At 72.1% G+C, this 23,163-nt stretch carries 21 protein-coding genes and 1 pseudogene; 11 read left to right on the top strand and 11 right to left on the bottom strand.

Features of this window, described 5'->3' with window-relative positions:
• The first annotated feature begins 22 nt into the window (after window positions 1-22).
• A complete protein-coding gene (locus tag HGB44_RS20630) occupies window positions 23-925 on the top strand; it encodes a helix-turn-helix domain-containing protein (protein ID WP_061080195.1) in 903 nt (300 codons plus the stop codon).
• A gap of 37 nt (window positions 926-962) precedes the next feature.
• Here the strand turns inward: HGB44_RS20630 and HGB44_RS20625 are convergent, their stop codons facing one another.
• Window positions 963-1,526, bottom strand: a complete 564-nt coding sequence (locus HGB44_RS20625; RefSeq protein ID WP_061080194.1) for a WD40 repeat domain-containing protein — start codon at window positions 1,524-1,526, stop codon at window positions 963-965.
• A gap of 197 nt (window positions 1,527-1,723) precedes the next feature.
• Window positions 1,724-3,106: an MFS transporter gene (locus HGB44_RS20620; RefSeq protein ID WP_061080193.1), complete on the bottom strand. Its 1,383-nt coding sequence runs from the start codon at window positions 3,104-3,106 to the stop codon at window positions 1,724-1,726.
• Between the two features lie 230 nt (window positions 3,107-3,336).
• Here HGB44_RS20620 and HGB44_RS20615 point away from each other — a divergent pair, with 230 nt between their 5' ends.
• On the top strand, window positions 3,337-4,194 hold the full coding sequence (locus HGB44_RS20615; RefSeq protein WP_061080192.1) for a helix-turn-helix transcriptional regulator: 858 nt from the start codon (window positions 3,337-3,339) through the stop codon (window positions 4,192-4,194).
• A 175-nt stretch (window positions 4,195-4,369) separates the two neighbouring features.
• Here the strand turns inward: HGB44_RS20615 and HGB44_RS20610 are convergent, their stop codons facing one another.
• Complete coding sequence (locus HGB44_RS20610; protein WP_061080191.1) at window positions 4,370-5,416, bottom strand: glucose 1-dehydrogenase; 1,047 nt, start codon at window positions 5,414-5,416, stop codon at window positions 4,370-4,372.
• 294 nt (window positions 5,417-5,710) lie between these two features.
• Between HGB44_RS20610 and HGB44_RS20605 the strand changes: the two genes are divergently transcribed.
• The 3 genes from HGB44_RS20605 (at window position 5,711) to HGB44_RS20595 (ending at window position 9,313) form a co-directional block, all read left to right on the top strand.
• A complete protein-coding gene (locus tag HGB44_RS20605) occupies window positions 5,711-7,111 on the top strand; it encodes an acyl-CoA synthetase (protein ID WP_061080190.1) in 1,401 nt (466 codons plus the stop codon).
• A gap of 223 nt (window positions 7,112-7,334) precedes the next feature.
• Window positions 7,335-7,754 (top strand): Fur family transcriptional regulator, encoded by a 420-nt coding sequence (locus HGB44_RS20600; RefSeq protein ID WP_061080189.1) that lies wholly within the window; start codon window positions 7,335-7,337, stop codon window positions 7,752-7,754.
• Window positions 7,755-7,813: 59 nt separating this feature from the next.
• Window positions 7,814-9,313, top strand: a complete 1,500-nt coding sequence (locus HGB44_RS20595) for a catalase (RefSeq protein WP_061080188.1) — start codon at window positions 7,814-7,816, stop codon at window positions 9,311-9,313.
• A 168-nt stretch (window positions 9,314-9,481) separates the two neighbouring features.
• Here HGB44_RS20595 and HGB44_RS20590 read toward each other — a convergent pair whose 3' ends face one another.
• Window positions 9,482-9,859 carry an ankyrin repeat domain-containing protein gene (locus HGB44_RS20590; RefSeq protein ID WP_061080187.1) on the bottom strand — a complete coding sequence of 126 codons (378 nt, stop codon included), beginning with the start codon at window positions 9,857-9,859 and terminating at the stop codon, window positions 9,482-9,484.
• A 279-nt stretch (window positions 9,860-10,138) separates the two neighbouring features.
• Between HGB44_RS20590 and HGB44_RS20585 the strand changes: the two genes are divergently transcribed.
• Window positions 10,139-10,927 carry an SAM-dependent methyltransferase gene (locus HGB44_RS20585; protein ID WP_061080186.1) on the top strand — a complete coding sequence of 263 codons (789 nt, stop codon included), beginning with the start codon at window positions 10,139-10,141 and terminating at the stop codon, window positions 10,925-10,927.
• A 308-nt stretch (window positions 10,928-11,235) separates the two neighbouring features.
• The gene (locus HGB44_RS20580; protein WP_061080185.1) at window positions 11,236-11,670 is read left to right on the top strand and encodes a hypothetical protein; all 435 of its coding nucleotides are present in this window, start codon (window positions 11,236-11,238) and stop codon (window positions 11,668-11,670) included.
• A gap of 121 nt (window positions 11,671-11,791) precedes the next feature.
• Here HGB44_RS20580 and HGB44_RS20575 read toward each other — a convergent pair whose 3' ends face one another.
• Entirely contained in the window at window positions 11,792-12,790 is a 999-nt protein-coding gene (locus tag HGB44_RS20575; protein WP_061080181.1) for a glycoside hydrolase family 11 protein, read from the bottom strand.
• 377 nt (window positions 12,791-13,167) lie between these two features.
• Between HGB44_RS20575 and HGB44_RS20570 the strand changes: the two genes are divergently transcribed.
• Window positions 13,168-13,473: a SelT/SelW/SelH family protein gene (locus tag HGB44_RS20570; protein ID WP_061080180.1), complete on the top strand. Its 306-nt coding sequence runs from the start codon at window positions 13,168-13,170 to the stop codon at window positions 13,471-13,473.
• A 99-nt stretch (window positions 13,474-13,572) separates the two neighbouring features.
• Here the strand turns inward: HGB44_RS20570 and HGB44_RS20565 are convergent, their stop codons facing one another.
• Complete coding sequence (locus HGB44_RS20565) at window positions 13,573-14,769, bottom strand: FUSC family protein (RefSeq protein ID WP_061080179.1); 1,197 nt, start codon at window positions 14,767-14,769, stop codon at window positions 13,573-13,575.
• Window positions 14,770-15,138: 369 nt separating this feature from the next.
• On the opposite strand from HGB44_RS20565, the gene styA reads away from it, so the two are divergent.
• The gene (gene styA / locus HGB44_RS20560) at window positions 15,139-16,386 is read left to right on the top strand and encodes a styrene monooxygenase subunit StyA (RefSeq protein WP_061080178.1); all 1,248 of its coding nucleotides are present in this window, start codon (window positions 15,139-15,141) and stop codon (window positions 16,384-16,386) included.
• Between the two features lie 13 nt (window positions 16,387-16,399).
• Here the strand turns inward: styA and HGB44_RS32860 are convergent.
• From HGB44_RS32860 to HGB44_RS20535, 5 genes and pseudogenes are all read right to left on the bottom strand, one after another.
• A pseudogene (locus tag HGB44_RS32860) lies at window positions 16,400-16,519 on the bottom strand (DUF2399 domain-containing protein); the annotation flags it as partial.
• A gap of 171 nt (window positions 16,520-16,690) precedes the next feature.
• Window positions 16,691-17,158, bottom strand: coding sequence for a DUF2397 family protein (locus HGB44_RS20550; protein WP_061080177.1), 468 nt, complete (start codon window positions 17,156-17,158; stop codon window positions 16,691-16,693).
• A gap of 388 nt (window positions 17,159-17,546) precedes the next feature.
• Window positions 17,547-19,736 carry a helicase-associated domain-containing protein gene (locus HGB44_RS20545; protein ID WP_061080176.1) on the bottom strand — a complete coding sequence of 730 codons (2,190 nt, stop codon included), beginning with the start codon at window positions 19,734-19,736 and terminating at the stop codon, window positions 17,547-17,549.
• Between the two features lie 10 nt (window positions 19,737-19,746).
• Window positions 19,747-20,478, bottom strand: coding sequence for a Fic family protein (locus HGB44_RS20540; protein ID WP_082768310.1), 732 nt, complete (start codon window positions 20,476-20,478; stop codon window positions 19,747-19,749).
• Window positions 20,475-21,155, bottom strand: a complete 681-nt coding sequence (locus HGB44_RS20535) for a hypothetical protein (protein ID WP_061080175.1) — start codon at window positions 21,153-21,155, stop codon at window positions 20,475-20,477. The genes HGB44_RS20540 and HGB44_RS20535 overlap by 4 nt, the downstream gene beginning before the upstream one ends.
• 64 nt (window positions 21,156-21,219) lie before the next feature.
• Here HGB44_RS20535 and HGB44_RS20530 point away from each other — a divergent pair, with 64 nt between their 5' ends.
• Both HGB44_RS20530 and HGB44_RS20525 read left to right on the top strand, forming a co-directional pair.
• Window positions 21,220-21,816, top strand: a complete 597-nt coding sequence (locus HGB44_RS20530; protein ID WP_061080174.1) for an HD domain-containing protein — start codon at window positions 21,220-21,222, stop codon at window positions 21,814-21,816.
• Between the two features lie 256 nt (window positions 21,817-22,072).
• Window positions 22,073-23,014, top strand: a complete 942-nt coding sequence (locus tag HGB44_RS20525) for a VOC family protein (RefSeq protein ID WP_061080184.1) — start codon at window positions 22,073-22,075, stop codon at window positions 23,012-23,014.
• Window positions 23,015-23,163 lie beyond the last annotated feature (149 nt).

Genomic DNA, 23,163 nt, shown 5'->3' with positions numbered 1-23,163 from the left:
CGACCTCGTGGACAATGGGGTTGTGGCACAGACGAATCGCGAACTCGCCGATTTCCTACGCCGTGCTCGGAGCCAGGGCGACCCGTCACGTGCGGGGCTGCCGCCCGACGGGCGCATACGCCGCGTCCCCGGGCTGCGGCGCGAGGAGGTCGCACTGCTGGCCGGGGTGTCCACCGACTACTACGCCCGTCTCGAGCAGGGTCGGCGTATCACGCCCTCCCCGGCCGTGATCGAGGCGATCGGTCACGCGCTCGGACTCGACGCCGCAGGACGGACACACCTGGAAGACCTCATCGGGGTGAGGGTGGCACCGACCCGGCGACGGGCTCCTGGCGTCCAACGCGTGCGTCCAGGGCTCCACCAGCTCCTCGACGCTCTCGACGGCGAACCCGCGCTCATCCTTGGACGTCGCACCGACGTATTGGCGGTCAACAGGATGGGCGCGGCGCTTTTCGCCGACTTCGAAGGCATGCCTCCCGCCCACCGCAACTACGCGCGCTGGATATTCCTCGACGAGGAAGCCCGCGCGCTGTTCGTGGACTGGGACGACCAGGCCCGCGCAGCGGTCGAGAGCCTGCGGTTCGAGGTCGGCCGCGATCCCGACGACCGCGCCACCATCGCGCTCGTCGCCGAGTTGCGCGAACACAGCCGCGAGTTCGACCGGTGGTGGGAGCAGCACCGGGTGCACCAGCGCACCCACGGCTCGAAGCGGCTTCGCCACTCACTCGTCGGTGACCTGACCGTCGAGTACGAGACCCTCAACCCGCCCGGCGACACCGACACCACACTGTTCGTCTACACCACTGAGGCCGACTCGCCGTCACGGCGGGCTATGGACATCCTCGCCAGCTGGACCGCGTCCAGCTCGGGAATCGGGATACGGCGCCAGAACCAGGGCACCGACAGCGTCACCGACCAGGACTGAGCACCGCCTCCCAGAACCCGGAACCGCGCTGCCCTCCTCACAGCGTCCCGACGCTCTCCCAGGTCTCGGGGTCGAGGAGCCGCACACCCGGTTCCTCCGTCTTCACCGCGACGACCTCGTCGGTCCCCCGGATCGGCGCGAACACCCCGTCCGCCACCGGACGGACCGTGTGCAGCCGTTCGCCCGTGCGCACGTCCCAGGCCGTGATGCTCCAGTCCGAGGAGCCCGCGGGGTTCCTCAGGGCCAACCGTCGCTCATCGAGGAAGACGGGGGTTTCCCCGTCGCTGTCGATGGTGTTCACGGCCGGAGGCCGCTCCGCAGGGGTCCCGCTGGTCGAGCCCCCGTTCCCGTACCCGGTGACCGTGCCCGAGACCAGGTCGAACCCCTGCCCCACCGGCGCCGGGTACTCGTTCCCGGGCCGCGGTCGCGGTTCCATGGCGACGGCCGCGATGCCGCATCCCTCGGGCAGGAAACCGAAGCCCGCCAGCCTGTCGAGGGTCGCACTGGGACGGGCGACCTCCCGGCCCTCCCTCCAGTCCCACACGCTCAGTTCGTCCTGGAGGGTGTGCGCCACCAGCAGGTCGCCGTCGGGGGAGAACACCCCCGCGGAAAACGCGGCTGTTTCTCCGGACCCGCACGGAACACCGACGGGAGCTCCGCGCTCCCGCAACCCGTCAAAGGAGACGAGCCCCTGACCGCCGGGCCCGCGGCCCAGAAGGCTCCACACCGTGATCACCTCCGATGTCGGCGACATCGCGCGACCGTCCGCTCATGGTGTCGGCACCGCTCGTTCCCGGCTCAGCGTCTGGGCAGGGCGAAGGCGAAGAGGGCGAAGGCGATCGCGAACACGGCCTGGACGATCATGCAGATCGCGAGTGCCGTCATGTAGGCCTGCCCGAGTGGGGCGGTGGAGCCAGCCATCGCGGTACCCAGAACCCCTCCAGCGACCGCGACCCCGAGCCCCATGGCGGCCTGCTGCGTGGTCTGGATGACCCCGGAGGCCGCTCCAGCCGAGGAGGGCGCGACGTCGGCGATCATCGCTCCGACCAGCGGCCCGAACATGAGCGCCTGACCGACCCCGACGCCGACCAGCAGAGTGCCCAGCATCCACCCGCTCATGCCCGGGCCCTGCACGAGCACCGATGCCGCGGTCGCCACCAGCATCGCCGCCTGGACGAACCCGCCGATCGTCAGCAGACGGCGGAACCCGAAACGGGGTGCCAGCCTTCCCGACCAGATCGACACGGCGAAGAAGCACAGCGCGAACGGCAGCAGCACGAAGGCCGCGCTCATCGGGGACCAGCCCAGACCCGTCTGTGTGGAGAGCGCGTAGAGGAACGTGAACGCACCGAAGGCCGACTGGAGCAGGAGGGCCATGACGAGGCCGAGTCGGTACGACCTCAGACGCAGGAGCGGAGGAGGCACGAGCGGGACCAGGTCACGGCGGTGCAGACGGAGCTGCCGCGTCCAGAACGCCGCGAACGCCACCGGACTGGCCGCCAGCAGTGCCCAGCACCACCCGGGCCAACCGAGCGCACCGCCCTGGGACAACGGGATCATCAGCGCGAGCAGCGATGCCCCCAGCAACACGGTACCGATCAGGTCCAGCGAACGATCGCCCGGCGCGTCGGTACTGGGCATCCAGCGCAGAGCGGCGAGGAACGCGACGGCGCCCATGAGGACACTCATCGCGAAGACCGTGCGCCAGGGGGAACCGAGCAGTGGGACCGACAGCAGGACGCCGCCGAGGACCTGGCCCACCGCCGTCGCGCCGCCCGCGGTCGCCCCGAACAACGCCACCGCCCGGGCACGCTCGCGTCCATGCGTGGAGGCCGTGATCGTCGCGAGCACCTGAGGCACCATCGCCGCCGCCGACACACCGGTGAGCGCGCGGGCGACGATCAGCACGGCAATGGTCGGCGCGAGCGTCGCCATCAGCGAGAACGCGGTGAATCCGGCCATGCCGAACAGGAAGAGCCGCCGCCTGCCGTACAGGTCGCCCAGACGTCCACCGACGACCATCGGCGCTGCGAAGCCCAGGGAGTAGACCGACACCACCAGCGACTGCTCGGAAGCTGAGGCCTGCAGCGAGGTTCCGATACTCGGTACGGCGATGCCCGCCGCAGCGAAGCTCATCACCGACAGCAACAGGGCGGACAGCGCGGTCAGGAGTCCGGCCATGCCCAGTGTCGCGGGCGGCGCCCCTTCCACAGCCGATGACCGGTCCAGCGTGGTGGCACCGCGGGACTCACGGTAACCCTCTGTCTGCGCAGAGGACGTCTCGCTCCGCGGTTTCGATTCTCTAGTCACGTCTCGACCCTGGCAGGGACCTCATCCTGGTACCAGGTGCCTGTTTATGGGGGTACTGAGCGAACCTGGCTACTGGTCCGCATGTGAGGCATGGTGGGAACATGACAGGTTCCCGTCCCCCCTCGATCAGACGCGATCTCGGCGCCTTCCTGCGCACCCGACGCGAACGGCTCACCCCGGACCAGGTGGGGCTTCCCACCACCGGACGCCGTCGCACGCCCGGTCTGCGGCGCGAGGAGGTCGCGGTGCTCGCCGGAGTGGGCGTCACCTGGTACACCTGGCTCGAACAGGGCCGACCGATCAACGTCAGCGCACAGGTCCTGACCGCGGTCGGCAGGGCCCTTCGCCTGGACGACACCGAGAAGCGACACCTGGAACACCTGGCCGGCGCGCGCACCCAGTCGACCGCTCCGCTGGCACTCGACGCGTCGCTGTCGGCGGCGTACCAGCCGGTACTGGACAAACTCGACCCCTACCCCGCCTGCCTGCAGACCAGCGTGTTCGACGTGGTGGCCTACAACCCCTCCTACCGCTTCCTGTTCACGGACATGGACCAGATACCGCCCGCCGAGCGGAACTGTGCGTTGCAGTTCTTCACCAACGCCGACTGGCGCAGCCGTTACGTCGACGACGACATCGTCGCCGCCCGGATGGTCGCGCAGCTGCGCGCGGTCGCCGGCACCGACACAGGCCACACCGCGAGCACCACGGTCAAGGAGCTGCGGCAGCGGTCGGAGGAATTCTCACGGCTGTGGAACCGGCACGACGTCATGCTCCAGCACCTCGAGACCAAACGACTGGACAGTCCACGCGTCGGCTTGCTGCGACTCAATTTCGTCTCGACCAACGTCGCGGAGACCGGTCACCGCCTGACCGTGATGACACCGGCCGACGAGACCACCGCACAGCGGCTCCTCCAGCTGTCGGAACCGAACACCGGTGCCCCCGCGCGTGGATGACGGCCGCGACCGCAGGTGACGTCAGCGGACTGCCCGCAACGTCCGCCAGCAGGCTCCCCGTCCGGGTACGCCCTCGCACAGGGGCCCGGCTCCCTTCGCCACCGCGGGTCAAGACCCCCGCGTCACACCAGCGGCGTCCTCGCCCAGCCCACGTCCAGCACCTACCGGCGGCCGCTCACAGCTCGATGACGGTCTTGACGTGGTCGCCGCCGGGCTCGAACGCCTCGTGTGCGCGCTCCAGCGGCAGCCGCCGGGTGATCACCCGCTCCAGCCAGGAGCGGTCGGCCCGCGCCAGCGCCTTCGCGGCCGTCTCGTAGTGCCGCAGGTTGGCGTTGACCGACCCGAGGAGCACGTCGTTCTCCAGGACCAACCGACGGTTGATCGCCCCGGCGTCGACGTCGATCGTGCGCCCGCCCGACGAGATGCCGGTGAGGCAGACGATCCCGTAGGCCGCGTTGTGGGTCATCGCGTCGAGGATGACGCCGGAGGCGCCGGTGGCCTCGATGACCACGTCCGGCTCGCCCGCGGCCGCCACCTCCGCGACGCCGCCGGTGTGGTAGGTCGCCCCGAGGGCGGCCACCAGCTCGGGCTTGACCCCGTGCTCCACCCGGTCCAGCACGTGCACGTCCAGGCCGCGCTGGACGCCGATCATGGCGGCGAGCAGTCCGATCGGCCCGGCACCGGTGACGAGCAGACGACGCGGCTCGAACCAGGCGCGTCCGCCGATCCGGTCGATCTGCTCCCACGCCTTGGCCACGACCGTGGTCGGCTCCATCAGCACGCCGACGCGCTCCAGCGACGGATCGAGCCGAACCGCGTAGTCGGCCTCCACCGTCCACTGCTGGGAACCGTAGCCGTGGATCTGCTTGATGCCGCGCTCGGTGAACCTGCCGTTGCGGCACATGTCGAACTCGCCGTGCGCACAGGCCCCGCACGGCACGGGGTCGGGCCTGCGCACCACCCCCACCACCAGGTCGCCCGCGGAGAATCCACTGTCCTCCGGGGCCTCGCGCACCCGGCCCAGCGACTCGTGCCCCAGGACCAGACGCTCGTGACCGGGCGGCGCCTCGCCGTACTCCCCGCCCGCGATCTCGCGGTCGGTGCCGCAGATCCCCAGCGCGATGCCGTCGACGAGCAGCTCCCCCGGCCCCGGCACGGGCGCCTCCACCTCGCCGACCCGCACCGAACCGGCCTGTGACGGCACCACTGTCAGAGCGCGCATGGCTCTCCCCCCTCACCTGACGCACGTGTTGGCCCCGGTTCCGCGTTCCGGGGCACCCCGGAACGCGGGACCGGTGGTCGGGAACGGCCCCCGGCGCCCGCCCCGTCCCCGGGGATTCTGCCAAGCGGCTACCCGGACGCCGCGTCCGACACACGAGACGGAGCGCGGACGGAGGCAGGGCGCAACCGGCGCGGGACCTGTACGGGTCGGGACGGGAACAGGCCGAGGCCGCCCCCGCACCGACCCTGTGGTGTACTGGCCGACTGGACAGGACACGACAGGAAGGGGCGCGAGGTGCTGCTGGGTTCGGGCGCGGGCGAGGGGGCCGCGGTGAGCGTCGGCGGAGCGGAGCTGGACCGCGAGGAACTGTGGTCGGCCGCGGCCGCCGTGGCCGAACGGGTGGCGGGCGCCGACGCCGTCGCCGTGCACGGCGAGGCCTCGCTGTCCACGGTCGTCGCGGTGGTCGGCGGCCTGCTGGCCGGGGTGCCCGTGGTCCCGGTCCCCGCGGACTCGGGGACCGCCGAACGCCGCCACATCGTGCGCGACTCCGGCGCCTCGCTGTGGCTGGGCGCCCCGCGGGAGGGCGTCGACCTCCCGGTCGTCCCCGTGGACCCGGCCGAGCGCTCCTCGTTCGCGCTGCCCGAACCGCCGCCCGACTCCACCGCGCTGGTCATGTACACCTCCGGGACCACCGGACCGCCCAAGGGCGCCGTCATCCCGCGCCGGGCCGTGGCCGCCGACCTGGACGCGCTCGCCGACGCCTGGGACTGGACGCCAGACGACGTGCTGGTGCACGGCCTGCCGCTGTTCCACGTGCACGGCCTGATCCTGGGCGTCCTGGGGGCCCTGCGCGTGGGCAGCCCGCTGCTGCACACCGTCCGCCCCACCCCCGCCGCCTACGCCGCCGCGGCGAGGGGGGCCCGACGCGGGACCCTGTTCTTCGGCGTGCCGACCGTGTGGTCGCGGACCGCCCGCGACCCCGACAGCGCACGCGCCCTGTCCGGGGCGCGGCTGCTGGTCTCGGGCAGCGCCCCGCTGCCCGACACGGTGGCCGACGGCCTGCGGGAGGCGTGCGGCCACAGCCCCGTGGAGCGGTACGGGATGACCGAGACGCTGATCACCGTGGCGGCGCGCGCCGACGCGCCGCGGCGCACCGGCTGGGTCGGGACGGCGCTGCCCGGCCTGGAGACGCGGCTGCGCGGAGAGCACGGAGAGCCCGTCGCCTCCGACGGCGAGAGCGTCGGCGAACTCCAGGTCCGCGGCGCCACCCTGTTCGGGGGCTACCTCGGGCTGCCAGAGGCCACGGCCGCGGCGTGGACCGGGGACGGCTGGTTCCGCACCGGCGACGCGGCGGTCCGCGACGGGGACGGCTGGCACCGGATCGTGGGCCGGATGTCGGTGGACATGATCAAGACCGGCGGCTACCGGGTCGGCGCGGGCGAGGTCGAGGCGGTGCTGCTCGGCCATCCCGGGGTGGCGGAGGCCGCCGTGGTGGGCGAGGCCGACGACGACCTCGGGCAGCGGATCGTCGCCTACCTGGTCGGTGAGGGCATCTCCCCCGAGGCCGTCATCGACTTCGTCGCCGAGCGCCTGTCGGTGCACAAGCGCCCGCGCGAGGTGCGCGTGGTGGACACGCTGCCGCGCAACGCGATGGGCAAGATCCAGAAGAAGCTGCTGGGGAACGCGCCCGCCTGAGTGCCGCGGCGAAGCGTGGACGGCCGTGGTTCGGTTTGGGGCGTCTCCCCTCCCGTCGGCGTATTTCACAACGCGCTACTTTTACGACGTAGATCTCAAAATGGGTATTCTGCGAGCGATCGGCGGACACCCCGGGGTGCGCCGGGGCCCGCCGCACGCGGACCGGAGCGGGGTTAGGCACCCCTTTGTTGGAATCATTCCAGAAAAGTGGTTCAATGGGCTCATGCACCAGACGGAGACCGAGGCCCTCCTCCGGGGGGCTTCGCTACGCGTGACCCGGCCCCGAGTGGCGGTCCTGGAGGCGGTCGGGGCTCATCCGCACGCCGATGCCAGCACCGTGCTCCAGGCGGTCCGCGGCCAGCTCGGTGCGGTGTCCACACAAGCGGTGTACGACGTGCTCAAGGCTCTGACGGACGTCGGACTCGTCAGGCGGATCGAACCGGAGGGGTCGCCCGCGCGCTACGAGCGCAGGGTGGGCGACAACCACCACCACGTGGTCTGCCGCAGCTGCGGCACGATCGCGGACGTGGACTGCGCCACCGGAGCCGCGCCCTGCATGACGGGTTCACAGGACCACGGTTTCGCCATAGACGAGGTCGAGGTCACCTACTGGGGCGTCTGCCCCGACTGCCAGAAGGCCTGACACACGCCCGGTGCCCTGACCGCGGCACCGAAAGATCCCACCTTAGGACCGAGGAATTCATGTCTCAGGACAACACGAAGCCGCTGACCACGGCCAACGGCGCCCCGGTAGCCGACAACCAGAACAGCCTGACCGCCGGACCGCGCGGCCCGATGCTGCTTCAGGACCTGTGGTTCCTGGAGAAGCTCGCGCACTTCGACCGCGAGGTCATCCCCGAGCGTCGGATGCACGCCAAGGGCTCCGGGGCCTTCGGTACCTTCACGGTCACCCAGGACATCACCCGGTACAGCAAGGCCGCGATCTTCTCCGAGGTCGGCAAGCAGACCGAGATGTTCGCCCGCTTCTCCACCGTCGCCGGTGAGCGCGGCGCCGCCGACGCCGAGCGCGACATCCGCGGCTTCGCCCTGCGCTTCTACACGGAGGAGGGCAACTGGGACATCGTCGGCAACAACACCCCGGTCTTCTTCTTCCGCGACCCGCTGAAGTTCCCCGACCTCAACCGCGCCGTCAAGCGCGACCCGCGCACCAACATGCGCTCGGCCGAGAACAACTGGGACTTCTGGACCAACCTGCCCGAGGCCCTGCACCAGGTCACCATCGTCATGTCGGACCGCGGCATCCCCGACGGCTACCGCCACATGCACGGCTTCGGCTCGCACACCTTCTCGTTCATCAACGAGGCGGGCGAGCGCTTCTGGGCCAAGTTCCACTTCCGGACCCAGCAGGGCATCAAGAACCTCACGGACCAGGAGGCCGCCCAGGTCGTGGCCGAGGACCGCGAGTCCGCGCAGCGCGACCTGTTCGAGGCCATCGAGCGCGGCGAGAACCCCAAGTGGACCTTCTACGTCCAGATCATGCCCGAGGCCGAGGCGGCGGACTACCGCTTCCACCCCTTCGACCTGACCAAGGTCTGGTCCAAGAAGGACTACCCGCTGATCGAGGTCGGCGAGTTCGAGCTCAACCGCAACCCGGAGAACTACTTCGCGGACGTGGAGCAGGCCGCCTTCACCCCGGCCAACCTCGTCCCGGGCGTCAGCTTCTCGCCCGACCGCATGCTCCAGGGCCGCCTGTTCTCCTACGGTGACGCCGCCCGCTACCGCCTGGGCGTCAACCACCACCAGATCCCGGTGAACTACCCGCGCGGCGCCAAGCTGGTCAACACCTACCACCGCGACGGCACGATGCGCGTGGACGGCAACCAGGGCGGCGTGCCCGGCATCGAGCCCAACTCCTACGGCCGCTGGCAGGAGCAGCCCTCCTACGCCGACCCGGCGCAGGCCATCGGCTCGACCGCCGACCGGTTCGACTACCGCGAGGACGACGCCAACTACTTCGAGCAGCCGGGCAACCTGTTCCGCCTGATGAACGCGGACGAGCAGCAGCGCCTGTTCGAGAACACCGCGCGTGCGATCGACGGCGCCTCCCAGGCCACCATCGAGCGCCACATCGGCAACTGCACCAAGGCCGACCCGGCCTACGGCGAGGGCGTGCGCAAGGCCGTCGAGGCCCTCCAGTCGGGCAAGGTCTCCGCGACCGACCCCAACTCGGACGCCGTCTGAGCAACGCCTGAAGCCCCGAACAGGGCGTGAGGACCCGATCCCGGGTTCGATCCACCGAGCCGACGCGGCCCCGACCGCGTCGGCTCGGCCTGTCGCGGGACCCTGGCACGCGGGTCCCCGGGCGCACTCGGGCCCGGGGGCCGCGACGGCGCGGCCCCCGGGGCGGGATCAGGGCAGCAGGTGGGCGCGGCCGAACATCTCGGCCGCGGCGCGGGCGCTCGGCGTGCCCGCGTCGAGGTCGGCGCCCGCGGCGACGAGCACCGCCACGATCCCTTCCTCCCCCTTGAACAGCGCTCCGGCCACGGGAGTCTGGTCCCGGTCGTTGCGCAGGTCCACGTCGGCGCCTCGGTCGACGAGGGCGCGGACCGCGGCCTCCTGGCCGTGGTAGGCGGCGAGCATCACCAGGGTGTTGCCCTGCTCGTCGCGGGTGTCCACGGGAAGGCCGTGGTCGAGGAACTCCAGCAGCTCCTCCGTGCGCCCCTCCCGGGCGAGGTCCATGGCCAGGGCGATGACCCGGCCCGTCTGCTCTGCGGAGAGTTCGTTCATGGGTTCCATGCTAGAAGCACGCTCCCACCTGGCCGGACGCGCACACGCGGACCCGGCGGGAACGGGACGCGACCGGCCCGGGGCCGTGTCGAGGCCGTGCCGGGGCCGTGTCGAGGCCGTGTCGGGGACGGGTCCGGGCCGTGCCGGGGACGCACGGGGACAACCGGCGACACGAATCGTCGCCCGGAAACCCCTGTGACGCAAGGGTTTCGTGGTTGCGGTGGTACCTACCGGGCCAGGACAATTGCAGCGCTACGCCCACTTCCCCGAAAGGACACCATGACCACCACTCCCCCCATCGACACGTCGGTCCCCCACTCCGCACGCGTGTGGAACTACTGGCTGGAGGGCAAGGACAACTACCCCGTCGACCGGGAGCTGGGCCAGCAGATCGCGCAGGCCTTCCCCGAGATCGTGGAGGTCGCCCGCGCCGACCGGCAGTTCCTCGTCCGGTCGGTCACGCACCTGGTGCAGGAGGAGGGCGTCCGCCAGTTCCTGGACATCGGCACCGGGCTGCCCACCGCCAACAACACCCACGAGGCCGCCCAGGCCGCCGCGCCCGAGTGCAAGGTCGTCTACGTCGACAACGACCCCCTGGTGCTGACCCACGCCCGCGCCCTGCTCACCAGCAGCCCCGAGGGGTCGACCGAGTACGTCGACGCCGACCTGACCGACCCCGGCCCCCTCCTGGAGCAGGCCCGCCAGTACCTGGACTTCTCCCAGCCGATCGGGCTGACGTTCATGGGCACCCTGGGCCACTTCCCCGCGGACGAGGGCACCTACGCCCTGGCCCGCGCCTACGTGGACGCGCTGCCGTCCGGCAGCTTCCTGGCCCTGTGCGACAGCACGAGCACGAGCCCGCAGATCATCGAGGCGTCCAAGGCGTGGAACGAGGGCGCGAGCCAGCCCATCCACCTGCGCACCGTCGAGGAGATCGAGCGCTTCTTCGACGGTCTGGAACTGCTGGAGCCCGGCGTGGTCTCGGCGTCCCTGTGGCGCCCGCTGCCCACCGACCTGGGTACGCCCAAGGAGGTCGCCCAGTACGGCGGCGTGGCCCGCAAGCCCTAGCCGAAGGCGCGTGCGCGGGGCCGCCCGGCCGCCGGAACCCGGAACGGGGGCCCGGGGGCCGGAGCCGGGCGCGCGGTCCCGTACCCGGCGGACGGCACCGGGGAGTGAGCGGTACGCGGCGCGAGCGACCGGTACGCGGCACGGACCGCCTCCCCCGGAGGCCGACCTGCGCACCGTGCGCCCCGCGGACGGCCGCCGAGCGGCTCCCCGCAGAGGAATCCGATCTCCCCGCAGAGGAAACCCGGTCTCCCGCGATCAGGCCTGTGGACAACCCGATCCGGCCGCGTCGGCGCGCGCATACTCAGAGCATGCTCTCCTCACACGCCCACGCCCTGCTGTCCGCCCTTCTCGACGACCTGCCCGGCACGAAGCACCTCCTGACCCTGCACACCCGACGTGTGCTGGTCACCTCCGTCGAACGCCGGGAGGAGGGCTTCGAGGTCGAACACCCCGCGGTGGTGGAGCGGCTGTGCACCGCCGTCACCAGCGGCGGCCTCGCGGCGGTGGTGCTGCGCAGCCCCACCGACCGGATCTCCCACACGCTCCCCGACGGGGTCGACGTCCCCGTCACACTGGTGCGCGGCTGGACGGTCACCGACCGGACCCTGGTGCCCCTCGACGAGGCGCGGATGTTCGACGCCCACTGCACCGACTCCGCTTCGGGCGAGCCCGTCCCGCCCGAGCGGGGCGTGGTGTACACGGACGCGCCCGCGGTCGACCTCACCCTCTTCCACGGCACGTGAGGGTTCCCGGCGCCGCGCGGTGCGGCGCCGGGAACCCTCACGTGCCGCCCCGGGTGGGGGGGGGGGGGGGGGGGGGGCCGCGGCCGCCGCGCCACGGGCGGGGTGCCGGTGGTGTCGGGGGTCAGTTCGCGTTGCAGGAGACCGTCGGCCAGGTCCAGTTGCCGTTGTGGTCGATGGTCACGCCCCAGTTGTTGCCGTTGCCGTTGGGCCTGGCGGTCAGCACCTGGGAGCTGGGGTAGTCGGCGCTGATGTTCCACGTGGAGCTGATCCTGGCCGGGGACGGCACGTTCATCGTCACGGTCCAGTCGCTCGAACCGCTGACCGAGACGTTGAGGTTGTACCGGTCGCTCCACTGCTGGCCCGCGGACAGGGTCGCGGTGCAGCCGCCGCCACCGGGGTTGCCGCCACCGCCGCCGCCACCACCGCTGGAGCCCACCGTGATGTTGGAGCTGCCGCTGCTCTGGTAGCCCTCCGTGGCCATGATCATGTAGTCGTGGTTGCCCAGGTTCATTCCGGCGCGGGCCCACGCGTCGAAGTGGTTCCCGGAGGTGATGGTTCCGCCCGTCCGCCTCGACTGGCGCACGCTCCAGTACTGGGGGAAGGTCTGGATGCCGTCGATGGAGGGGGCGTCGTAGCGCATCGTCCGGTAGATGTCGTACGTGCCGCCGTCGCTGGTGACCGTGCCCATGTGCGTTCCGGTGGGCCGGTAGGTGCCCCAGTTGTCGACGACGTAGTACTCCACGAGCGGGCTCCTCGTCCACCCGTAGAGCGTCAGGTAGGAGTTTCCGGACGGGTTGAAGCTGCCCGAGTAGGTCACGGTCCTGCGTCCGCCGGTGGGCCAGCCCTTACCGGCGACGAAGTTGCCGGTGTTCCTCCATGAGGTGCTGTAGTTGCCGCCGGAGCCCAGCTCCATGGAGACGGTCCCCTGGCTGTCGGTCCAGAAGGAGTAGAAGTAGCCGTTGTGGGTGCCGGTCTGGTTGGTGGTGATGGCCGCGCTGGCGGTGCCGGGCAGCAGTGCCAGGGTCGTGACCAGCGCGACAGCGATGGCGCAGACCCGGCCGACGAGCGTTCTGGCGCGGCCTGGTCCGCGGTCGCGCGGGGGTGCGGGGGAATCGTTCATGAGTGCTTCCTCCTCGTGGTTCGGGGGGTCAGGAGGCGTGCGGAGGACCGGACCGGGGGTGATCCGACCCGACGGGGACCGTGAGCCCCGTCACAGGCTCAGTGTCCGTCCGGCTCCGTTGCGTTGTCAATAATTTCCGGAAGATTCCGGACAAGTTGCAGGGCCCATGTCCTTCCGTGCGGCGTATCCCCTGTTCAGTGACCTGGAGATACGACGTGCTCGCGGTCGACAGCCCTTGGTTCCGGAAGGCTTCCGGATCATGGCGAGGGAGTACGCCTGCCACGAGCGCGTCAAAGGCCCGGCACGTGCGGGCAGGGCCGCCTCGCACCGGCCACGGCAATTCGCTCCGGCCTCCCTCCCGGGCCCGACTCCGTGCCATGCTGGGAGTCATGGAGGTCAAGGAACCGCGGCTGGAGATCGAGTACTGCACCCGGTGCCGGTGGCTCCCGCGGGCCACCTGGATGGCACAGGAACTGCTGACCACGTTCGAGGCCGAACTCGGCGAGGTCGCGCTCATCCCGGGCACCAACGGCGTGTTCGAGGTGCGCCTGGACGGGGAGAGCGTGTGGTCGCGCCGGACCGACGCGGCCTTCACCGACGCCGCCGAGCTCAAGCGCCTCGTCCGGGACCGGATCGCCCCCGAACACCACCTGGGGCACTCCGAACTCCCCTCGGACGGCTAGGGGCCGGGACCACGCCCGTTCGCGCCCGGCGCGAACGGGCCCCTTCGGGAGCGCCGGGAGACCGGAAGCGGGCGGCGGCCGCTGCCGGGCCCGGACCCTTCAGGAGCGCCGGAACGGCCGGCGGCGCCGGAAGCGGCCTCCGAGCCGGGCGCGCACCCGGGGCGCCAGCGGCAGCCACGGCTCACGCGGCGGGTGGGCGACCCGCGTCTGTTCGTCCTCTCCGGCCAGCGCCCGTTCGGCCCCCTCGGGTTCGAGGCCGGCGAACAGCATGATGTCGGTGGCGACCATCCGCACGTACAGGTGGGCGGCCCCGGTCACCGGGTCGTCCGCCGCGTCGTCGAAGGGCCCGACCAGGGCGAGCACCCGGTCCACCGCACGCTGGCGCGCCGCGCGGTCCCCGAGGTCCGCGGCCAGGACGTCGAGCACGGAGGCCATCTCACACACCACCGGCGCCAGGCGTCGGCGCTCGTCGGTCCCGGTGGCGGCGGTGGTCCGTGCGAGCGACAGGGAGCTCTCCCCGAGGATGATGAGCCGGTCGACCCTCTCGTCCTCGTACCGCAGCGGCTCGGGATCGGTCCACCTCGCACTGGACCAGCGCACCGCGCGGTGGCTGTTCTCGCGTGCGCGGCTGAGGTCGGCCATCGGCCTGCTCAGAGCGCCCAGGCGGTCCACCGTCCACAGGGAGGGGTCCTCGTCCTCCTCCAGCGCGCGGCCGGTCGCGCCGAGCAGGCGGACCATCTCCGCCAGCGCGGCCGCCTCGGCCCGGCGCAGCCGCGAGACCACGCGCGCGGGGAACAGGACCTGGCTCACCACGAGCGCCACGCCCGCCCCGATGAGGGCGTCGGTGAGCCTGCCGAACCCGATGTGGCCCTCGGCGAAGGCCACGGTGAGGATCGCTCCGGCCGCCGCCTGGGCGATCACGAGCCGGGCGGCGCCGACGGCGACCGCGATCGCCATCGCCACGCCGGTGGCGGCGGCCAGAGCCCCGTAACCTCCGCCGGTGACGGCCAGGGTCAGTTCACCGACGACGATGCCGATGACCACGCCGAGCAGCATCCGCACGGCGTTGGTCCCCCGCTCCCCGCCCGTGGAGTTGAGCGCGATGACCGCGGCGATCGGCGCGAAGAACGGGGAGTGGTCGCTGACGAGGCCGCCCGCGATGATCCACGCCGCGGTCGCGGCGACCGTGGCCTGCACCACCGACCCCCCGTCCGCGGACAGGCGGTCCAGCGCCGCCGACCCCGCGCGGGCCGCCCACCGCAGCCCGGCGCGGACGAGACCGCTCAGAGACCGCATGCCCCTCCCGACGCCTCCGGGTCCGGCAGGCTCCGCACGCCCGCGTGGACACAGCCACTGTCGCCACAGATACTCATGAGGATCACATGATCACCCTGCGAAAACAAAAGCCCCGCGCGTCACTTGAGTAGAAGCCGACCGCACCATTTCCCTCTCAGCGGCACGGGCTCCCCGCCGGAACCGGTTGGGTCCGCGTGGGAAACGGTCGGCCCCGGACGACGGACCGGCCGTCCAACCGCGCACACCCCTGGCCGAGCGGGCGCATGTTACGTACGCTTACTCTCGGTGAAGGAAAGCGCGCCTCCTCCGGGCCCCGCTCACCGGGCGCCTCTCCCCTCGCCCGCAACCACCCCTGCCACCGGGAGAGACGTGAGCAAGAGGATCGGTATCGTCGGCGCCGGGACGGCGGGCCTGCACCTGGGCCTGCACCTGCTGCGGCACGGTGTGGAGGTCACCCTCTTCACCGAGCGCTCACCGGACGAACAGCGGCGGTCGAAGGTGCTCAACACCGTCGCCCACCATGCCGTGACAGTGGAGCGCGAGCGCGCTCTGGGCGTGGACCACTGGCCGGTGCGGGAGTTCGGCTACCCCGGACACGAGTACCGGGTGGGCCCCGGCCCGGAGCCCACCGCCTTCCGGGGCCGCTTCCGCGCGCCCAGCCGGGCCGTGGACTACCGGATCTACCAGCCCCGGCTGACCGAGGACTTCGCCGAGCGCGGCGGGGAGCTCGTGCTCGGCCGCCTCTCCCCCGACGACCTGCCCTCCCTGGCCTCACGGTTCGACCTGGTCGTGGTGTGCACCGGGCGCGGCCCGTTCGCGGAGGTGTTCGAGCGCGACCCCGCGCACCCGGTCTTCGCCCGCCCCGGGAGGGCGCTGTGCGCCGGTCTGTTCACCGGCGTCGCCCAGCAGCCCGTCCCCCAGGTGACCTTCCACGTCTCCCCGGGCGCGGGCGAGATGATCGAGTTCCCCACCTGGACCGACGGCGGGCTGGTCATGGCCCTGGTCATCGAGAACCACCGCGGCTCCGCCCTGGAGGCCCTGGCGGCCACCCCCTACGAGGAGGACCCCGGGGCTTTCCGCGACCTCGCCCTGGGGCTGCTGCGCGAGCACTACCCGGACTGCTTCGAACGGATCGACCCGGCGGAGTTCGGCCCACTGGACGGGCCGCGCGGCATCGTCCAGGGCGCGGTGACCCCCGTGGTGCGCCGCACGCACACGGTGCTGGACGACGGCACCGTCGTGCTCGCCCTCGGCGACGCGCACGTCACCGTGGACCCCCTGCTCGGCCAGGGAGCCAACATCGCCTCCCACGCCGCGTGGGTGCTCGCCGAGGAGATCGTCCGCCAGGACGTCCTGGACCGCCGCTTCGTCGAGCACGTGAACATGCGCAGGCAGGACCGCGTCCTGTCGGCGTTTCGCACCACCAACCTGCTGATGGAGAACCTGGAGGCGCTGCCCGCGGACTTCGTGGAGTTCCTGGGGGAGCTGAGCCGCAACCGCTCCCTGGCCGACGAGTTCACCGAGTGGTTCAACTACCCCGAGCGCTTCTGGGACGACCTGGCCGACCCCCGGCGCACGGCGGCCTGGATCGCCCGGCACACCGCCGCCTCCGCGTGAGACGCGGCGGCCCTCACACCGGGCCGAGGTCGGCCAGCAGGCCGTCCAGGACCGTCTCCTCCTTGACCCGTACGCCGTGCGCGGCCATCTCCTCGGCGAGGAGCGGATCCCAGCCGGTCGGGGCGGCGGCACCCGATAGCGGCCCCGTGCCCGCTCACCCAGGGAAGGAGCGGTAGTCGGCGGCGGGGAGCCGCCACGAGGAAGCCCATGAAGGCGCGGGCGTTGTCGGCCAGGTCGGTGAAGCGCTCCACGAGGCCGAGCAGGGTCAGGTGGACGACCGCCTCGTCGGAGCCCTCATGCGCGGTCAGTTCCAGCAGGGCGCGCAGCTGGGTGGCGGTCGGCCAGGGCGACGGCCTGGGGCGGGCCCTTCTGCCCCAACGCCTCGTCGTAGACCGCGAGGGCCCGTTGCCGCCTCCCCCTCCCGTGTGAGCTGGTAGATGTGGCGGTGGCGGTAGAGGTCCTCCACGGCCGTGACACGCTCGGTGTCGGGGTCCTGGCGCAGGTTGCCCCACGTGTAGAGGCTCTCCAGGGCCTTGGCGACCGGTTCGACGGCGGCGGGCGCCTCCTCCGGCAGTCCGGTGTGGACCTCCTCGGGACGAAGGTGCACGCGGAACTGCTCCTTGGCCCGGACGAACATCCCCATCACCGCGCGGTAGAGGTCGTTGTTGAACGCGGTGAGGTGGGCGAAGACCACGTAGGGCGTGTGGTCTTCGGGAGGACGGGAGGGAGCGGTCCCCTCCGAGAGCGGCCCGGGTTCAGAGGGAGGAGTCATCTCTTCCAGTACCGGCCTTGTGGGCTGCGCCCGGTGCGCCTTCGTGCGGGTTGTCCGCCCGGCTCCGCGGTGACGGTCCCGCGCACAGACGACGCTGCCGGGAACGACAGCCCTGCGTACAGAAGGCGCGGACGGGGGCGACGGCCCCGCGTACGGGCAGCGCGACCGGGAGCGCCGGGTCACGTGGCCGGAAGCGGACAACCGCCCCGTGGCCAAGGGCCACCCGAGCGGGTCGGCCCCTTCATCGTGATCTTGTACCTATAGCGAGGTTCGACGGCCCAAACTCGCCATAAGTACAAGATCATCGCAGGTCAGAACCCACGAATCGCACCTGCAACATTTCCGGCCAGGCTACCTGGCGGCCCCGAATCCAGCGCGCCCCGACGTCCTACCCGTGACCGGTCAGGTCCCGGGCCAGGGCGAGCAACCGCTCGCGCCGCCCGGGCACGGGCTCACCCCCTCCTCCGCCCGACGCCCTCTCCACGACGGTGTCGCCGGTCGCGTCCTCCGTGACCGGCGCGTACCCCTGGGCGCGCAGCACGGCCAGGGCGGTCTCGGACGGCTCGGCACTGACCAGGACCGTCTCGGCGACGGCGCGCAGCCCCAGTCCGCGTAGGCCCCGGTGTCCGGCGAGCTCCTCGGCCAGGGCGGCGTCCTCGCAGCGCACGACGCACCCCGCGGGCAGAATCCTCATCCTGCCGTGGCCCCGGGCGGTGTCGCGGACCAGGTACTCCATCGTCTGGGGCAGGGAGCCGCCCGAGGCGATGCGCGACAGCCGCTCCACCAGTTCGTCCGCGGTGTGTCCGGCGTCCAGGGCCCGGCGCACCGAGGAGGCGGTCAGACGCCAGGTACTGGCGTACCCTCCGCCCTCCCGGTCGGCGACGGCGGACAGCAGGTGCTCCAGGTCCGCGCCGGGTGTGCCGGTGACCGTGGCGGTCATGTCTCCCTGGAAGCGCGCCTCGCACTCGGTCGGCGGGAGCAGTCCCGCCAGTGCCGGGAGCGTCGCGCCGCCGCCCTCGGCCAGGGCCCTGCCCAGCGGTGTGGCCGCGCCGCGCACGGTCGCCCCCAGCACCTCGGCCTCCTCCAGGGTGTGCGCCATCACAGGGCCGATCTCCTCGACTTGGCGGGCGGCGGGGCGGTGCCAGAGCAGCGCCTGGAGCAGCTCCTCCAGCCGGGGGTCGTGGCCCTCGTCCCGTCCGGTGAGGCTCCGCGGGGTCACGCCGCTTCCCGCGCCGGTCGGCAGGCTGGCCAGGGCCAGAAGGAGGCCCTGGCGCAGTGGAACCGCTCCGGGGACGACGGCCTCTCCCGGCGTTGACGGTTCCTGGCCTACGGGCTGCCATGTGGGGACGTCGGGCAGGGCCACCCAGGCGTCGAGGAGCGGCTCCAGGCGTTCGGCGGGCGCCAGGCCGGTCCACGCAGCTCCCCGCCGCGACACCGCTACCCGTTGGTCCCGCACCTCCAGCAGCTCGGCGGACAGGGCCAGCTCGGTCCACAGCGCGGCGAGCTCCGGCGTGGTGTCGAGAGCACCGGCCAGGCGCCTGCGGTCGCGCACGGTCAGACCTCCGGCCTTGCGCACGGCGGCGGGGCGCTCGGTGAGTTCGGCGACCAGGCGGTCCGCCGCGGCCAGGACGGCGACCAGGGCGGTCTGCGCCTGGCCCGCCACCGTGCCCGCGTCGACGGGCTCACCGGTGAGCGCGGGCGGACGGGCGTCGAAGGGCATCGGTGATCCGGCGCGGACCGCTCGGGCCACCTCGCGCGGCAGGATGGCGCGTTCCGGAGCACAGGGCACCAGCAGTCCGCGTTCGGCCAGCCAGTCGGTGTCGGGGTCCCCCGAGCCCTCCGGCCTGAACCGGTACGTCCCCTCCCCGTGGAAGCCGCCGCCCTCGAAGCAGTACGTGGCCAGCACCCCGCTCTGCCAGGCGAGCCGGTGGGCGTACTCGGCGGCTCCCGGCGGGGCCTGTTCCAGCAGGGCCCGCACATGCGCGGGATCGGTCAGGCGGGCCACCGCATCGGCCTGGACGGAGGCGCGCCTCCTCGTGGGGTCCAGGCCCAGGGCCAGGGCGATCCTGCGCAGCTCGGGCAGGTTGTAGGACTGAGTGAGGGCGTCGTCGACCCCCGGGGCCTCCTCCTCGCCGGCGAAGACCTCGACCAGTCCCGTGGCCAGGTGGTAGCCGCCGCGCCCGTCCGGCCACAGCAGGGCCGCTGCCAGCAGCTGGGACAGGACCTCCCAGGCCGCGCGCCTGCCCTCCCCCTCGGAGACACCGATCCGTGCCAGCAGGGCCTCTCCGTCCACACGCGCGTTCCTCACCGGCCCCATGAACAGAAGCGCCTGGTCCCGGGCGCCGAAGGGGGCCTCGTCGGCGGCCGCGTCGGCGGCGGCCGTGAGCAGGTCCGTCTGTGCGGCGGTGAGGGAGTCCAGGGCCTGCGAGCGCAGCAGGGACAGCAGTTCGACAAGCGCGTCCCGGGGAAGGCCGCCGGGCGGCTCCCCGACGTCCTGGGGCAGACCGGACAGAACCTCGGCGACCTGTTCGGGGGTCAGGGAGCACAGGTGGTGTTCGAGAGCGGTGAGGCGATCCATGGAACCGACGCTATTGGAGTCCGTCGCTCGTGCTGGTCTGTTCCCGTGGAGAAGACCGCACGGTCACGGGCCCGGTCCGGAAACGGTGCTCTGTCCCTTCCCCCGGTACGGAACCGTGCTCCCGTGCACGCCGACGGGTGTGGTCGATGAGGACGGCCGCCAGATCCGCCAGCGCGAGCGCGCCCTCGGGGTGGTCTGCGTGGCGCGGCAGGCGCCGCAGGGGGCCGACCTGGTCGAGGGCCACGCCCGCGCGGGCCAGGACGAAGACCAGCGCGAGGAACGCCGACCGGGCGTTGCCGTCGGCGAAGGGGTGGAAGAAGCAGACGTCGAGGTAGGCGCGTGCCGCGCGTGCGGACAGGGCGGGGTGGGGGCCACCGCTTCGGGCCAGACAGACATCGAGGAGGCCCCGCAGGTCCGGGCCGGTGCCGTAGCGCTCGCGGCCCTGTTTGGCCAAGGCCGGTGCGGTGCGGAACGGGGCGTCGGACACGCCCAGGACCAGCCGCTGCCAGGAGCTGAGCAGGTCGAAGGTCAGCGGTGCGCCGGAGACGGCGTCGGCCCTGGCCCGTGCGAGTGCGGCGAGCATCCCGGCGGCGCGCTCCGGTGAGCGGGCACCGTCGAAGGCGCGGATGTCGTGGGCCGCCCCGTCCCGGACGGGGGTGACCGGGCCGTTGGCGACGGCGCGGGCCCGTTCCCAGGGCACGGTGTCGCGGATGGCGAGCCAGACGCGCAAGTGGTCCGTCACGCCTTGTCCTCGTCCCACAGCACGTCGGCCAGAAGCCCGGCCACCTCCCGCACCACAGGCTCCTCCGGTACGATCCAGCTCTCGAACCGCCCCTCGAGGACTTCCTCCACCTGTTCCTGGACCGTCTTCCACTCCACGCCCCACCTCGTCAGGTACCAGGTGAGGACCAGTTCGCAGTGCGCGTACCAGGCCTCCGTAGCGTGCGTGCGGTCCAGGACACGGGTGGTCAGAAGGACGGCGGCGCGTTCCCAGGCGTGCTCACGACCGGTCTCGTCAAGCGGGTGGCGATCGAAGAGATCGGCCAGTTCCTCCAACCACGTCCGCCACTCGCGCAGCGAGTCCGCCACCCGCTGGAGGGTCTCCTCGGGGGCGGCGATCGAGTGCCCGGGGCAGCACCAGCTGACCACGGGACCGCCTCCCCCATCGCGTGACCAGTGCCAGCCGGTGCTCCACCGTCCGAAGCGCCCGGCCAGCGCCCGCGTCATCTCCAGCGTCCAGGGACCCGCCACCTCACGGCTCCAGGTGATGCGCGCGTTCACCTCCGTGGGCCCGACCGGGACGTCGGCGGCGGGCGGCAGAGCGATGATCTCCGCCAGCGCGGACGCGTGGTCGAAGGCGTGCACGCGCGGGTCGACCTCGCTCCAGAGGAGGGTGCGGGAAGAGAGTTCGTGGCTCACTCATGGAGCGTGCCGCACCGCGGCCCCGTCCTCAAACGGTTTCCGTGCCGGTTACCGTCGGGGCATGGTGATCCCGAGCGACGAAGAGATCCGTGCGCTGCACGAGAGGTACGCGCCCACACGTGAGGCGTTCGACCTCGTCCACACCCACTGCGAGATCGTGTGCGCGGTCGCCGAGCAGCTGCTCGACCGCTCCGGCCTGGAGTTGGACCGCGCCCTGGTCCGGGCGGGGTGCCTGCTGCACGACATCGGGGTCTACCGCCTCTACGACTCCTCCGGTCGGCTCGACCACGCGCGCTACGTGAGCCACGGCGTGCTCGGCCACGAGGTCCTGGCCGGTGAGGGGCTGCCCGAGGCGCTGTGCCGGTTCTGCTCGCACCACACCGGAGTGGGGCTGACCCGCGAGGACATCCGCGACCAGGGGCTTCCCCTTCCGGAGGGGGACTACGTGGCCGAGTCCGCCGAGGAGGAGCTGGTGATGTACGCGGACAAGTTCCACAGCAAGCGCAACCCGCCGGTGTTCTTCTCCGCCGACTCCTACGCCGCGTCCGTCGCCCGCTTCGGCGAGGACAAGGTGACCCGCTTCAAGGAGCTGCGCACGCGCTTCGGGGTCCCCGACCTGGCCCCGCTCGTGGCCGCCCGCGGCCACGCCCTGGTCTGAACCGGGCCTCTCGGCCGCCGGAACGGACGAGGCGCCCGTTCGCGAGGTGGTGACCGTGAACGGGCTTTCCCCTTCCGATGCGCTGTTCCCCGAGGACCGGTATGGGACCGGCGCGGAGACCCGCACGATATTTAATTGACAAGGAAGAAACTTCCCTAGGATGGTGTTGTTCGGGCAAAGGCGCCTCATCCTCCGAGGCCCGGGATCCTTCGAGACGCGAGGGAACCCCTCGGACCTACTGACCTGGGAGACCACCATGTCCGACGCGACCGAGTCGACAACGCAGGCACCGCCCCCGGACGAGCGCAACCTGAGCGACGGCACGGGCATGGACGCCGTGACCCTGCGCGTGGGCGACCTGGAGTCGATGACCTCCTACTACGCGAACGCGCTCGCCCTGGAGCCCGTCGAGGAGCGGGCCCACGGCCGCGAGGTGCACCGCGTGCTCGGTCGCGGCAGGACCCCCATGGTCCGGCTGGTCTCCACTCCGGGGCTGCCCGCCGTCGACGCGCGCCAGGCCGGGCTGTTCCACACCGCGTTCCTGTTCGAGGACCCTGCGTCACTCGCCGCGACCGTCTACCGCGCGGCGCAGGAGCCGCGCAGCCGGTTCGTGGGCTCCTCCGACCACCTGGTCAGCGAGGCCTTCTACTTCACCGACCCCGAGGGCAACGGCATCGAGCTCTACACCGACCGGGACCGGTCGGCCTGGAGATACGACCAGGGGCGGCTGCGGATGGGCACGCTGTACCTGGACCCCAACGACTACCTGCGCACACACCTCGACGAGGCGGTCGTCGCCGAGGGGCCGCGCCGGGCGGGCAGTGTCGGACACGTCCATCTGCAGGTCGGCGACATCGAGACCGCCAGGGCCTTCTACGTCGACGCGATCGGGTTCGAGACCACGGTCGACACCTACCCGGGCGCGCTGTTCGCGTCGGCGGGCGGCTACCACCACCACGTCGCGATGAACACCTGGCAGAGCGCGGGCGCGGGTCCGCGCGCCGCGAGCCTGGGACTGGGCGACGTGGCGATCACCGTTCCCGCGCGGCAGGACCTCGACGCGCTCGTCGCGCGCCTGGGGGAGCACAAGCTGGCCCACGCCGACACCGGCAGGTCGGTGGTGCTCCGCGACCCGTGGGACACGCAGGTGACGGTCGCCCTTCCCGGCACCAGCGCCGAGGAGCTCCTGGAGCGCTGACCGCGCCTGGCCGCCGTCCGGGCCGAACGACCGGCTCCCTGTGACCGGCGGCCGCTTCCGGGATCGTCGCCGTCACTTCCGCCCTCGGGGTGGCACCCGCCGTCACGCGGGCTCCCACAAGCCCGGCAGGCAGGGCGGTGTCACTCCGA

Origin of the sequence: Nocardiopsis alborubida (assembly GCF_012396365.1) — a bacterium.
Lineage (GTDB): Bacteria > Actinomycetota > Actinomycetes > Streptosporangiales > Streptosporangiaceae > Nocardiopsis > Nocardiopsis alborubida.
This window is presented reverse-complemented; position numbering and strand designations above follow the sequence as displayed.